We start from the raw sequence: 12,704 nt of genomic DNA, 5'->3' as shown, positions 1-12,704 counted from the left end.
CGAGGCGTGGCTTCCACACTTATGCCCGGCACACAGAAAACAAAACCCGCTGCGGCGGGTTTTTTTATGGCGGTTACTCGGTCTCTTCGAGGATCACCGGAGGCGGAAAGCCGCCCAGTTCTTTCCAGCGATTCACAATGCCGCAGAACAGCTCTGCGGTTTTTTCCGCGTCATAGGCGGCGGAATGGGCTTCCTTATTGCTGAACGGAATGCCCGCGAGTTTGCAGGCCTGGGCCAGAACCGTGTGGCCATAGGCCAGGCCGGCCAGCGTGGCGGTATCGAAGGTTGAGAAAGGGTGAAATGGGTTACGACGGATGTCGGCCCGCAGCGCGGCTGCAAAGATGAAGTTATGGTCAAAGGTGGCATTGTGGCCCACCAGGACGGCTCGCTTGCAATCGTGGTTCTTCACCGCCTTGCGAATGGGACTGAAGATCTCGCTGAGTCCTTCCCGCTCGGGTACCGCTTCTCGCTCCGGATTCCACGGATCAATACCGGTGAAATCAAGGGCGGACTGCTCCAGATTCGCACCTTCAAAAGGATCGATCTGCTGAACGTGGGTCTCAGCGCGCCGCACCCAGCCGTCTTCGTCCATGGTCAGTATCACTGCTGCCACTTCGAGCAGAGCGTCCCGCTCGGGATTGAAGCCAGCGGTTTCCACGTCGACTACAACAGGCAGAAACCCGCGAAAGCGGCGGGACATGGGATGCGGTGGTTTGTTTTCGTCAGTCACTCAAGCTCCGGTCTTGGCCGTGTGTGAGAAGGAATAAGTCAGGTTTACGCCAGTTTCCAGTGAACGGTTTCACCAGCCTTGAGGGGCACGATGGTTCCGTCAGCCAGCGGCAGCTCTGCCGGCATGGTCCAGGGGTCACGAATCAGGGTGATGGTATCGGTATTCCGCGGTAGGCCATAGAAATCCGGCCCGTTGAAACTGGCGAATGCTTCAAGTTTATCCAAGATGCCAAGCTCCTCGAAAATGTCCGCATACAGGCCGATTGCGCCGTAGGCCGAGTAACAGCCGGCACAACCGCAGGCTGCCTCTTTGCGATCCTTCGAATGAGGGGCGGAATCCGTGCCCAGGAAAAAGCGTTTGTCGCCGCTGGCCACCGCGTCCCTGAGCGCCTGTTGATGGCGGTTACGCTTCAGGATTGGCAGGCAATAGAGATGCGGCCGAATGCCGCCTACCAGCATGTGGTTGCGGTTGTACATCAGGTGCTGGGGCGTCAGAGTCGCACCGAGGTTGTCTCCGGCGTGCTGCCGGACAAATTCTGCGGAATCGGCCGTGGTGATGTGTTCCAGTACAACCTTGAGGTTCGGGAAAGCCTCGAGAGTGGGTGCCAGGACACGCTCCAGAAATACCTTTTCCCGGTCGAAAATGTCGATATCGGCATCGGTTACCTCTCCGTGTACCAGCAGCAGCATGCCACAATCGGCCATGGCCTCCAGAACCGGGTAGATGTTACGGATATCCTTCACCCCCGAGTCGGAATTGGTCGTTGCTCCGGCCGGGTAAAGCTTGGCGGCCACAACGCCGGCAGCCCTGGCATCCCGGATGGTCTGCGCCGTCATGCTCTCGGTTAGATATAGCGTCATCAACGGCTCGAACTCGGTGCCATTGGCAGCCGCCAGAATGCGTTCCCGGTAGGCTTTGGCATCGGCTGCGGTTGTCACCGGCGGTACCAGGTTAGGCATGATGATGGCGCGACCGAAGCAGGCGGCCGTAGCCGGTACCACGTCCTTGAGAATTTCGCCGTCCCGTACGTGAAGGTGCCAGTCGTCGGGGCGTGTGAGCGTGAGCTTGTCTGTCATGGCGTTTGTCCGAAATACCTTTGGCGGGGCGAGCTTGTGCCCGTTTCTCTGGGAGCCGAAAAAATTTGGCGAATTATACCAGAAGGCGCGGGTGATTGTTTTCCGGTTGGTGGCTAAAGAACTTCCGGCTCAGGCCGTTAAACAGTCTGACTCTGCTAACTCCGGACACTGATGGCTAGCTCTATGGGATTTCGCCCCGGACAACTCCTGAATACTCTGCTTGTTGCCATGTTGCCCGTGGTGCTTCTGCCGGCGGCCGCGCAGGCTGCCAGCTATGGCGCCGGAATCGAGAACAGCCAGTGGTATCTCGCCGAGTCGGTATTTGAATGCCGACTGGTGCACGAAGTTCCCGGCTACGGTCGGGCGGTGTTCAATCATCGCGCCGGTGAAAGTCTCAGCTTTTTCCTGGAGTCTGATTCTGCGTTGATGCGACCAGGGCGCGGCAGCCTTGTGGTCGAGGCACCGGCCTGGCGTCCGGGTGTGGCGCCGAAGCCCCTCGGAACGGTCAACGTATCGGATGATCGGCGTCAGGTCTCGCTGGATACACGTCAGGCGTTCGTGGTCGCCCATGGACTTCTGGATGGGATGCGCCCGACGGTAACCAGGGAATCGTGGTTTGATGGCCGCCCGGTGCGGGTTCAGGTCTCCAACATCAACTTTGCCGGCGAGTACCAGCGTTATCAACGCTGTACGTCCAATCTTCTGCCGGTAAACTTTGATCAGATCCAGCGCTCGAGGGTGCCGTTTGCCAGCGGCAGCACGCAATTGTCCGATGCCGACAGGCAACTACTGGATAACATCGTGGCTTATGTGAACGCCGATTCGACGGTTGAGCGGATTTTTGTGGATGGCCACAGTGACAGAATTGGAAGCCGGATCGACAACCGTGCGCTTTCCGAAGATCGCGCCAATGTGGTGGCCGACTACCTCAAGGCGAGCGGTATTGATGAAAACATGATTACCGTGCGGGCCCATGGCGACCAGTACCCGGTATCCAACCGGCCCGCAGATAACCGCCGCACCAATATCCGCCTGCAACGGGCCGGTGACCGCCCGGAATTGCAGCAGGCTAACGGCTATGGCGGCGAACCCAGGGGCTGATCGGCTTCAGTAAACCGAATCCAGAACTTCGAGGTGGGCATTGACACTTTCCGCCAGGGCCCGCAGGTGGTAACCGCCTTCCAGGGTTGAAATGATCCGGTCATTGCTGTGCTCACTGGCGACACTCACAATCATTTCCGTCAGCCAGCGATAATCTTCAGTATCCAGATTCAGTTCTGCCATCGGATCCAGCCGGTGGGCATCAAAACCCGCCGAAATCAGGATCAACTGCGGTTTGAATTCATTCAGGCGCTTCAGCCATCCCGCCTCCACCTGCTTCCGGTACTCTTCAGACGAACAGTTTGCCTCAATCGGAATATTCACGATGTTGTCGGCCTGCCGGTGCACGTGAGAGTGCGGGTAGAAGGGGTGCTGGAAGCTTGAGCACATCAGGATACGCTCGTCGCCACTAACAATGTCTACGGTGCCATTGCCCTGGTGCACGTCGAAATCGATGATCGCGACCCGCTCCAAATGATGAAAGGTGAGGGCGCGCATGGCGGCCAGGGCAACGTTGTTGTAAAAACAGAACCCCATGGATTTCGCCCGCTCGGCATGATGCCCGGGCGGCCGTGCACAAACAAACGCGTTGGTAACCTGGCTGCTCATTACCATATCCACGGCCTGGATATTGGCACCAGCTGCCAGGCGGGCGGCTCGAAGGGTGTCAGGCATCATGGCCGTGTCCGGGTCGGTAAACACGCGGCCACGGGTCGGTTGCATCAGGTCCAGTTGATGGAGATATTTTTCCGGATGCACCATCAGAAGCTGATCGCGGGTGATTTCTTCCGGTCGGACCCAGTCAAGTTTCTGGTCCAGGCCAGTGTCAGCAAGGTAGCTGACGATGGCCGCCAGCCGCTCAGGGCTTTCCGGATGTTCCGGCCCCATGTTGTGTTTCATGAAGTCATCGTGGGAAAAGAATGCCGTGGTCATACGTCTCGGACTGCCTTCGATATGCTTATATTTTCTTCAAGCTTATCAGGGAAAACTGCACGATGCCGTGTTTCTTTGGTCTTATAAGGGCGATAGTCATTTCACATCGGGGTATCAAGGCCTAAGATAAGAGTTACACTCATAAGTAACCTGTTTTATTACATTTATTTCCCCAACGGTCTGCCGGCCGCATACAAAGGAGAGTCAGCTTGAGCACCCGGTATCTGGAGAGCCTGTTTAATCCCGCGTCTATTGCGGTGATCGGTGCGTCGGAGCGGGCAGACAACCTTGGCGGTATGGTGTTGCGGAACCTGATGGGGGGCGGTTATCCCGGCCGGTTACTGGTGGTGAACCAGAACGATTACGACAACGTGCACGGGGTGCCCTGCGTCAAGAAAGTCTCGAAAATGGAATTTTCCCCGGACCTGGCAATCATCTGTACGCCGCCGGATACCGTGGCCAAGACCATCAAGCGGCTGGGGGAGGCCGGGGTGCGCACCGCGATCGTTATGACCGGTGGCATGTCACGTACTCACAGTAAAACCGGCCAGCCCCTGATGTATTCGGTTCGAGAAGCGGCCCGGGAAACCGGAATCCGGGTACTGGGCCCCAACACCATTGGCCTGATGGTCCCGGCACGCAGCCTGAACGCTACCTACGCCCATATGGGCGCCATCCCTGGCCGGGTTGCCTTCGTTGGCCAGTCCGGCACCATCGCCAGTTCGGTCATAGACTGGGCATTCGCCCGTGGTGTGGGGTTTTCCTACTTCCTGACCCTGGGCGATGGCATGGATATCGATCACGACGACCTGATCGACTACCTGGCCCAGGATACACAGACCCGTGCGATTCTCCTGCACATCGAAAACATTCCCAGTGCCCGGCGTTTCATGTCGGCGGTTCGGGTTGCGTCCCGCACCAAGCCGGTGATTGCGGTGAAGTCCGGTCGTGTACCGGAGTCGGAGTGGTTTCCCCATGACCTTCCTGATGGCCTGAAACGCAGTGATCCGATCTACGACGCCATGCTTCAGAGGGCAGGTGTGCTCCGGGTGGATGGCCTTGGCCAGATGTTTGATGCGCTCGAGACATTGACGCGGATGCGTCCCTTGCGCCGCGAAACCCTGGCGATTATGGCCAATGGAGTCGGTCCCGGGGTGTTGGCCGTGGACCGGTTGGCGGATCTTGGTGGTGAACTGGCAGAGCTGTCGAAATCCAGCATCGAGGCCTTGGCCGAGCTGCTGCCACCTTACTGGACCCGTAAAAACCCCATTGACCTTAACTACGATGCCTCACCGGAGCTGTATGGCCAAGCCATCAAAATTCTCGCCAAGGATCCGGAAGTGGCAAACGTGCTGGTGATGTATGCGCCGAGCCTGACGGAGGACAGCCTGCAGATTGCGGATGCCGTTGTGCAGGCCTCCAAGGGTACACGTCTGAATGTGTTCACCTGCTGGCTCGGCCAGAGTACGGTCATGGATGCGCGGGAAGAATTTTACCGGGCCGGGCTGCCGTCGTTCTTCAATCCTGAGAAAGCCGTGATGGCATTCATGCAGCATGTTCGTCACCAGCGGGTTCAGCGGCTGCTAACGGAAACGCCGGAATCCTTTACCGACCACTTTGCAGACCGTACCCACACCCGTCATGTGGTCAACCGGGCACTTCGAGCAGGTCGGTATCACCTCTCCAACCGGGAAGCGCGGGATCTGGTGCGGGACTACGGGATCAGCACCATCGAAACCATGTACTGCGACGATATGGAAGAGGTGTTGGAGGTGTTTGCGGTTGAGCGGCGCCCCATCGACATCACCATTATTCATGAGCAGGCGTGCCATCCTTTCCTGGACCTGAGTCCGACCCAGCGTCGTTACAAGGGCACGGTCCAGAAACTGAACAGCGAAACGGCCATCATGGATTCCTGCCGCTACCTGATGGAGGAATACAAGAGCCATTTCCCGGAAAGTGGATTTCTCGGGTTTGCGGTTCAGCGTTCCTACCAGCACGTGGGTGGGATCGAGTTCAGTGTCGGCATTACCCGGGACGCATTGTTTGGCCCGCTGGTGGTGTGCGGTGCCGCAGGCGCCCAGATCAACGTGATGACCGACCGGCAGATCGCACTGCCACCATTGAACATGGTGTTGGCCCGTGAGCTTCTTCGCCGTACCTACATGTACAAGCTGCTGAAAGAACACAGCTTGAAGCCGGAGGAGGATATCCGCGCGGTGTCCGAGACCCTGGTCACCCTCTCGCAGATTGTTATCGATATTCCGGAAATCAAGGGTCTTGAGATCTCGCCCTTGCTGTTCAACGAGCAGGGGGCGGTGGCGGTGAATATTGCCATCAATCTGGCTGACAAGCCGGGGCGGCCGATTATTCAGCCTTACCCGCGGGAACTGGAGGAATGGATTGTTTTACCCAAATCCGGGCGCCGGGTCATCATTCGCCCGGTACTGGCGGAAGATGAGCCTGCCCACCGGGCGTTCCATGAGTTGCAGTCGCCGGAGTCCATTCGTTACCGGTTCTTCCAGTATCGCAAGCATTTCTCCCGGGAAGACGTTGCCCAGATGGTGCAAATCGATTACGACCGGGAGATGGTTTTTATTGCCAACGCGCCGAGGGAAGACGGGGAAGGCGAGGAAACCCTGGGAACCGTGCGCACCTGGACCGATGCCGATAACCTGCAATGCGAGTTCGCGGTCATGGTGCACGATAAAATGAAGGGCGAAGGCCTCGGCGTTGCCCTGATGCAGAAGATGATCGATTACTGCCGGGCCAGGGGCACCATGGAAATGGTGGGCAATGTACTGCCGGATAATCGTCCCATGCTGCAGCTGGCGGAACATCTGGGCTTTGAAATCAAGTTCAATACCGAAGAGGAAGTGATGGATCTGCGGCTGGTCCTGAACGAACCGGAAAAAGACTGGCAGCGAGAGCGTCTGGGAAAAAGCGCCCACTGAAGAGTGCAAGGGAGGCCGGGTCAGACAAGGAGGGTATCTGACCCGGTTTTACGGCTTTACTCTTCGACAATCGCAGAGCGATCTTCGCCGCCGAGCGCTTCCAGGAGCCCTGGAATCAGTCGGGACAGCTCAAGGGTCATCAGCGTGAAAGCCGCATCAAACTTGGCTGCGTGGTCGTCCACGTCGACATCGTCCAGTTGATCCTGAAGTGTTTCGCCAAATTTCAGGCGACGGATGCCGAGTTCTTCATCCAGCACGAAGGAGACGTTGTCGTCCCAGGTCAGGGACAGCTTGGTCACCTGCATGCCCGCATCCAGATGGTTGCGGATTTCATCTGCTTTAAGATCCAGGCCTTTGCAACGCACCACGCCGCCATCTTCAGACGGATCCTTGAGTTCGCACTCAGTGCCCAGAACCACCTTGCCGGGCAGGTCGATGGATTCGTTCAGCCAACCGGTAAAGGTGAAAGCAGGTGCCTGTTCCACCGCGGGTGGACGGACCGGCAGCGATCCGAGGCTCTTGCGCAGAGTCGAGGCCAGATCTTCCGCCTGCTTGGCGGAGCCCACGTCGACCACCAGAACACCGTCCTGGGGGGCGAGGTAGGCAAAGGAGCGGCGGTTCTTGGAGAAGGCCTGGGGCAGCATCTCCAGCATTACCTGTTCCTTGATTTCGTCCTTTTCCTTGCGCCGGACCTTCCGGCCCTGCTCGAACTCGATGGCTTCGGCCTTCTCCTCAACCGCTTCTTTCACCACCGGGCCGGGAAGAATCTTTTCCTCCTTGCGCAGGGCAATCAGGTGATAGCCGTTGGCACTGTGAACCAGCTGTTCGCCATGCTTGCCCAGGGGCGGAACCCAGCCCTGGCGGCTGGTTTCCTGAGGTCCGCAGGGCTTGAAGGCGTCGGCCTGGAGCTTTTCTTCCAGCTCTTCGGCAGAGATATCAAAGGGTTTGGTAAATCGGAATACGCGGGCGTTGCGAAACCACATCAGGGCTGGTCCTTGTCTTTCATATTTGCATGATCTCTACGAGTACGGTTTTAACGATAAAGCCCACAACGCCGGCGCCCAGCACCGTAAACAGTGCGATGGTGCCGAACTTGCCGGCCTGGGATTTCTTGGCCAGATCCCAGACGATGAAACCCATCCAGACAATCAGGCCGGTCAGAAACACCAGCATGGCGATCTGGGAAAACATTGCTTCGTTCATTGCTGACTCCGATTTCAACGTGGATTACTGTTCATCCCGCAGGAAAACCCAGTTGTTCTTATCGGATTGGTCTTCGCTGAAGTAATAGCCTTCGAGATTGAATCCCTTGAGGTCGTCGGCTTGGGTAATTCGGTTCTGAATGGCAAACCGACACATCAGCCCCCGGGCTTTCTTGGCATAAAAGCTGATCATCTTGTACTGACCATTCTTCCAGTCCTTGAATTGGGGGGTAATCAGCCGGCCTTCAAGGTCTTTCTTCTTTACGCTTTTGAAATACTCGTTGGAGGCGAGGTTGACCAGCACGCCGTCGTCATCCGCAAGCAGCCGGTTGATCTCCTCTGTGATCTTGCTGCCCCAGAAGGCATACAGATCCTTGCCACGGTTATTTTCGAACCGGGTACCCATTTCCAGGCGGTAGGGCTGCATCAGGTCCAGGGGTTTCAGGACGCCATACAGACCGGAAAGCATGCGTAGATGCTGTTGGGCAAAGTCGAAGTCCTGTTCACTGAAGCTCTCGGCGTCCAGGCCGGTGTACACGTCACCTTTGAAAGCCAGTACAGCCTGCCGGGCATTCTCGGGGGTAAACGGTGTGTGCCAGTTCTGGAAGCGCTCGGCGTTCAGCTGCCCAAGCTTGTCGCTGATGCTCATCAGATTGCTGATCTGGTGCGGCTCCAGCGTTTTAAGCAGGTCGACCAGCTCGCAGGCATCCTCAAGGAATTCCGGCTGAGTATAGGTACTGGTCGCCAACGGACTCTCGTAATCCAGCGTTTTGGCAGGGGAAATAACCATCAACATGTCAGGCAATCCTCATTGCAGGAATGTAAGTAAGTCATCCCTGGTAAATGGCCAGTCCAGTTCCACACCGGTATCGTTGCGTCGGAGCACCGGTATCCGGGTACCGTAGCGTTCTACCAGTTCTTCGGACTGGGCAATGTCCACCACGTCTACCGGGATCGGCTCCGGCATGGGCGTGCTTACAAGCAGGGCTTCGGCCAGTTCGCACAGGTGGCACTGAGAGGTTGTGTAAAAAAGCAGTTCCATTATTTCGGTTGTGCGTCCAGTTTCTGGCCGTTGACGCCCTGGCTGTCCTTGCCCATGAGGTACAGGTAAATCGGCATCAGGTCCTCTGGTGCCGGATTTTGCTGTGGATTCTCCGCCGGATAGGCGTGGGCTCTCATGTTGGTACGGGTCGCGCCGGGGTTCAGACTGTTTACCCGGATATTGTGACGCTCGTCGTCCAGCTCTTCGGACAGCAACTGGCTCAGGCCCTCTACGGCAAACTTGGAGACGGCATAGGCGCCCCAGTAGGCTTTCGCCTTGCGGCCGACACCCGAGGAGGTGAAGATCACCGAGGCGTCGTCGGATTTGCGAAGCAGGGGAATCATTGCCCGGCTTAGCAGGAACGGCGCCGTTGCGTTCACGTACATGACCTTGTTCCAGGTCTCCGGGTCATAAAGCTCTACAGGACTGCGGTCGCCCAGAATTGCCGCGTTGTGCAGCAAACCGTCAAGCTGCCCGAAATTATCTTCCAGGGTCATGGCCAGTTCTTCGTAGTCCTTCACCGCGGCGCCCTCGAAGTTCATGGGCACGATGGCAGGCTTGGGGTGGCCGGCTGCCTCGATTTCATCGTAAACCGTTTCGAGTTTGCTGACCGTGCGGCCTACCAGTACCACGGTGGCGCCATGGGCGGCGTAGGCCTTGGCTGCAGCCCGGCCAATGCCGCTGCCGGCACCCGTCACCATAATGATGCGGTCTTTCAGAAGATCGGCGGGTGCTTGGTAATCATGCATAACCTGTCTCCGTGTCAGGCTGTTACCGGCTGAACACCGGATCCTAAATTTGATGCGCTATTGTAACAGCTTTGCCAGGTCCGTGACGGTGTCGGCGATGAGGTCCGCTTGCCACAGGTCAATGGCTTCTGGCTCCTCGATGTAACCGTAGCGGACGGCGATGGTTTTCATGCCAGCGTTACGCCCGGCTTCGATGTCCCGTTCGTGGTCGCCCACATAAATGCCGGTGGCCGGATCGGCGCCGATCTGCTGGCAGGCCAGATAGAGGGCCTCCGGATGAGGTTTGCGCTGGGCAACGTGATCGGGGCAAACCAGTGCCGCGCATCGGTCAGCCAGGTTAAGGGCCTCGATCAGTGGAACCGCGAACCTGGCAGGCTTATTGGTCACAATACCCCAGGGAATACCTTGCTCCTCGAGGGCTTTGAGAAGCTCGTCCATCCCCTCGAACAGGCTGGTCTCCACTGCCACTCCAGCTTCGTAGAGGTCGAGGAACGCGGTGTGTTTTTCCAGGTATTCCGGATGTTCCGGTTCCAGGCCGAAGCCGACCCGGATCATGGCGCGCGCGCCGTTCGAGACCGAGCGTCGGATATGCTCGTGGGGAAGGGCGGGCAGCCCGTGCTGTTCCCGTAACTGATTCAGGCACCGGATGAAGTCCGGCGCGGTGTCAATCAGCGTTCCATCAAGATCAAACAGGACCGTGGAGGCTCGATGCGTGGTTTCAGGCTTCACGAATATCCCTGGCATGCATCAGATAGTTGACGTCCACGTCCCGTCCGAGCTTGTAAACCTTGGTGACGGGGTTGTAGGTCATGCCCGTAAGCTCACGGACTTCCAGCCCTGCATGGCGAAGATGGTCGGACATTTCCGATGGCCGGATAAATTTCTTCCATTCGTGGGTGCCTTTGGGTAGTAACCTGAGCACGTATTCCGCCCCGATAATCGCAAAAAGAAACGATTTCGGGTTCCGGTTGATGGTTGATACAAACAGATGGCCGCCCGGTTTCAGCATGGCGGCACAGGCCCGCACCACAGATGCGGGATCCGGCACATGCTCAAGCATTTCGAGGCAGGTAACCACGTCGTACTGGCCCGCATGTTCGCTGTCCTCGGCCAGTTCTTCGATGGTGATCTGGCGATAATCCACGTTCACGCCGCTCTCCATGCCATGCAGCCGCGCGACGGCCAGCGGAGCCTCGCCCATGTCGATACCGGTAACGTGGGCGCCGCGCTGGGCCATGCCCTCCGACAGCAGGCCACCACCGCAGCCGACATCCAGAGCGCGCTTTCCGGCCAGGGAAACCCGCTCATCGATGTAGTTCAGCCGCAGGGGATTAATATCATGCAGTGGCTTGAATTCGCTCGAGGGATCCCACCAGCGGCTGGCCAGGGCCTCGAATTTGGCGATCTCGTTCCGGTCTACGTTCTGGTTTGTCATGGTTGGTTCTGCCTGGTGAATCAATAGGAAATCGGTTAGTCAGCCTCTGTGCGGATTCGCCCGGCCCAGTCCTCAACTCGAAGCATGAGATCGGCAACGTCAATGCGGGTAAGCCGGCCATCCTGTACTTGTGGTACGCCGTTAATCCAGCTGTGGCTTACTGATCGACCATGGTTGCTGTAGACGAGGTGCGAAGCCGGGTCGTAGACCGGCTGCAAAAACGGGTCGCTCAGGTCAATGGCAATGATATCCGCCAGCTTGCCCTCGGCCAGAGAACCCAGTTCATGGTCCCGCCCCAGAGCCCTTGCCCCGTTGATCGTGGCCATCTGCAGGGCCTTGTGCGCCGATAGCGCCGAGGCATCATTGGCCACAACTTTGGCCATCATGGCGGCAGTCCGGAGTTCCCCGAACAGATCGAGGTCGTTGTTGCTGGCGGCGCCGTCGGTGCCTATGGCGACGTTAATCCCGCTATCGAGGAGTTCCTGCACCGGACAAAGGCCGCTGGCCAGCTTCAGATTTGACTCCGGGCAGTGGATGACATGGGCGCCCGTTTGTTCAAGCAAGCTGATATCGCTGGCATCAATCTGGGTCATATGTACGCATTGGGTCTCTGGACGGAGCAGGCCGAGATCCGCCAGTCGGGCCGTCGGCCGTTGACCCAGCTTTTCAGTAGCCTCGGCCACTTCGAATGCCGTTTCGTGCAGGTGGATCTGGATGGCTGCGCCGGTCTTTTCCGAGAGCCGGACGGCTTCAATCATCGGGCCGTCGGACACGGTGTAGGGTGCATGGGGGCCAATGGCCGGCATGATGTAGCCATCGTTTTTCCAGCTGTCGATAAAGTCGGCGCCCTTGCTCAGGTATTCCTCGGGGCCGGCACCCCACGGCGTCGGAAAGTCGAGCAGCGGAAAACAGATTTGCGCACGAATGCCCGTATCGTGCGCCATCTGAGCGGCAATTTCCGGGAAGAAATACATGTCAGAAAACGTGGTGGTTCCCGTACGCAGCATCTCGGCCATGGCCAGTTGGGTGCCATCGGCAATGAACTGCTCGCTGATAAAGCGACCTTCGGCCGGCCAGATATGGTCATTCAGCCAGGTCATCAGCGGAAGATCGTCTGCCATGCCCCTGAACAGGCTCATGGCCGCGTGGCCGTGCATATTGATCAGGCCGGGCATGACGACGTGGTTCGGAAGATCAACGGTTTCCCGGGTTCTGAACGATCTGTCCGCCTGTTCCTGGGGAATGACTGCGGCAAGGCGGTCACCCTGGATAATGACTGCATAATGCTCAAGCACCGTGCCTGCCGGCTCAATTGGGATCAGCCAGCGTGCGTTGATGCGAATATCGGCTGCGGTGATAGTGTCTGCCGTCATTTATCCTGCCTTACAGCGCATGGCGCGGAGCTTCCACACCTTGAAAATGTAGCCACGAAGTATAACCGTTATACTGGCAGTTTTCAGTGCTGAAAAACCGGAGCAGTCT

At 57.9% G+C, this 12,704-nt stretch carries 13 protein-coding genes; 2 read left to right on the top strand and 11 right to left on the bottom strand.

Annotation, left to right across the window (positions count from 1 at the left end):
- Positions 1-73: 73 nt before the first annotated feature.
- The gene (rnt, locus tag CFB02_RS08350; protein ID WP_088557637.1) at positions 74-730 is read right to left on the bottom strand and encodes a ribonuclease T; all 657 of its coding nucleotides are present in this window, start codon (positions 728-730) and stop codon (positions 74-76) included.
- A 44-nt stretch (positions 731-774) separates the two neighbouring features.
- Positions 775-1,806 carry a dihydroorotase gene (pyrC, locus tag CFB02_RS08345; RefSeq protein ID WP_088557636.1) on the bottom strand — a complete coding sequence of 344 codons (1,032 nt, stop codon included), beginning with the start codon at positions 1,804-1,806 and terminating at the stop codon, positions 775-777.
- A gap of 183 nt (positions 1,807-1,989) precedes the next feature.
- Between pyrC and CFB02_RS08340 the strand changes: the two genes are divergently transcribed.
- Positions 1,990-2,907, top strand: a complete 918-nt coding sequence (locus CFB02_RS08340; protein ID WP_088557635.1) for a flagellar protein MotY — start codon at positions 1,990-1,992, stop codon at positions 2,905-2,907.
- Positions 2,908-2,913: 6 nt separating this feature from the next.
- Here the strand turns inward: CFB02_RS08340 and CFB02_RS08335 are convergent, their stop codons facing one another.
- Positions 2,914-3,840 carry a histone deacetylase family protein gene (locus CFB02_RS08335; protein ID WP_088557634.1) on the bottom strand — a complete coding sequence of 309 codons (927 nt, stop codon included), beginning with the start codon at positions 3,838-3,840 and terminating at the stop codon, positions 2,914-2,916.
- A 209-nt stretch (positions 3,841-4,049) separates the two neighbouring features.
- On the opposite strand from CFB02_RS08335, the gene CFB02_RS08330 reads away from it, so the two are divergent.
- Positions 4,050-6,794 carry a GNAT family N-acetyltransferase gene (locus tag CFB02_RS08330; protein ID WP_088557633.1) on the top strand — a complete coding sequence of 915 codons (2,745 nt, stop codon included), beginning with the start codon at positions 4,050-4,052 and terminating at the stop codon, positions 6,792-6,794.
- Between the two features lie 56 nt (positions 6,795-6,850).
- Here CFB02_RS08330 and rdgC read toward each other — a convergent pair whose 3' ends face one another.
- From rdgC to CFB02_RS08290, 8 genes are read right to left on the bottom strand one after another with little or no spacing between them, the layout of a single operon-like run.
- Positions 6,851-7,777, bottom strand: a complete 927-nt coding sequence (rdgC, locus tag CFB02_RS08325; RefSeq protein WP_088557632.1) for a recombination-associated protein RdgC — start codon at positions 7,775-7,777, stop codon at positions 6,851-6,853.
- Positions 7,778-7,796: 19 nt separating this feature from the next.
- On the bottom strand, positions 7,797-7,997 hold the full coding sequence (locus CFB02_RS08320; RefSeq protein WP_064227465.1) for a DUF2788 domain-containing protein: 201 nt from the start codon (positions 7,995-7,997) through the stop codon (positions 7,797-7,799).
- 24 nt (positions 7,998-8,021) lie between these two features.
- Complete coding sequence (yaaA, locus tag CFB02_RS08315; RefSeq protein WP_088557631.1) at positions 8,022-8,792, bottom strand: peroxide stress protein YaaA; 771 nt, start codon at positions 8,790-8,792, stop codon at positions 8,022-8,024.
- A 12-nt stretch (positions 8,793-8,804) separates the two neighbouring features.
- The gene (locus CFB02_RS08310) at positions 8,805-9,038 is read right to left on the bottom strand and encodes a glutaredoxin family protein (RefSeq protein WP_008171448.1); all 234 of its coding nucleotides are present in this window, start codon (positions 9,036-9,038) and stop codon (positions 8,805-8,807) included.
- Entirely contained in the window at positions 9,038-9,787 is a 750-nt protein-coding gene (locus CFB02_RS08305; RefSeq protein WP_088557630.1) for a YciK family oxidoreductase, read from the bottom strand. The genes CFB02_RS08310 and CFB02_RS08305 overlap by 1 nt, the downstream gene beginning before the upstream one ends.
- A 57-nt stretch (positions 9,788-9,844) precedes the next feature.
- Positions 9,845-10,531, bottom strand: coding sequence for a phosphoglycolate phosphatase (gene gph / locus CFB02_RS08300; protein WP_172835813.1), 687 nt, complete (start codon positions 10,529-10,531; stop codon positions 9,845-9,847).
- Positions 10,506-11,222 (bottom strand): bifunctional 2-polyprenyl-6-hydroxyphenol methylase/3-demethylubiquinol 3-O-methyltransferase UbiG, encoded by a 717-nt coding sequence (gene ubiG / locus CFB02_RS08295; protein WP_088557628.1) that lies wholly within the window; start codon positions 11,220-11,222, stop codon positions 10,506-10,508. The genes gph and ubiG overlap by 26 nt, the downstream gene beginning before the upstream one ends.
- Positions 11,223-11,257: 35 nt before the next feature.
- Complete coding sequence (locus tag CFB02_RS08290; RefSeq protein WP_088557627.1) at positions 11,258-12,595, bottom strand: TRZ/ATZ family hydrolase; 1,338 nt, start codon at positions 12,593-12,595, stop codon at positions 11,258-11,260.
- Between the last annotated feature and the right edge of the window lie 109 nt (positions 12,596-12,704).

This window comes from Marinobacter sp. es.042 (assembly GCF_900188315.1).
Lineage (GTDB): Bacteria > Pseudomonadota > Gammaproteobacteria > Pseudomonadales > Oleiphilaceae > Marinobacter.
This window is presented reverse-complemented; position numbering and strand designations above follow the sequence as displayed.

Coding starts and splice junctions, on each gene's coding strand:
- CFB02_RS08310 (WP_008171448.1), bottom strand. CDS start 9,038: ATGGAACTGCTTTTTTACACAACCTCTCAGTGCCACCTGTGCGAACTG.
- gph (WP_172835813.1), bottom strand. CDS start 10,531: ATGCCAGGGATATTCGTGAAGCCTGAAACCACGCATCGAGCCTCCACG.
- CFB02_RS08290 (WP_088557627.1), bottom strand. CDS start 12,595: ATGACGGCAGACACTATCACCGCAGCCGATATTCGCATCAACGCACGC.
- CFB02_RS08320 (WP_064227465.1), bottom strand. CDS start 7,997: ATGAACGAAGCAATGTTTTCCCAGATCGCCATGCTGGTGTTTCTGACC.
- pyrC (WP_088557636.1), bottom strand. CDS start 1,806: ATGACAGACAAGCTCACGCTCACACGCCCCGACGACTGGCACCTTCAC.
- yaaA (WP_088557631.1), bottom strand. CDS start 8,792: ATGTTGATGGTTATTTCCCCTGCCAAAACGCTGGATTACGAGAGTCCG.
- CFB02_RS08305 (WP_088557630.1), bottom strand. CDS start 9,787: ATGCATGATTACCAAGCACCCGCCGATCTTCTGAAAGACCGCATCATT.
- rdgC (WP_088557632.1), bottom strand. CDS start 7,777: ATGTGGTTTCGCAACGCCCGCGTATTCCGATTTACCAAACCCTTTGAT.
- CFB02_RS08335 (WP_088557634.1), bottom strand. CDS start 3,840: ATGACCACGGCATTCTTTTCCCACGATGACTTCATGAAACACAACATG.
- CFB02_RS08340 (WP_088557635.1), top strand. CDS start 1,990: ATGGGATTTCGCCCCGGACAACTCCTGAATACTCTGCTTGTTGCCATG.
- ubiG (WP_088557628.1), bottom strand. CDS start 11,222: ATGACAAACCAGAACGTAGACCGGAACGAGATCGCCAAATTCGAGGCC.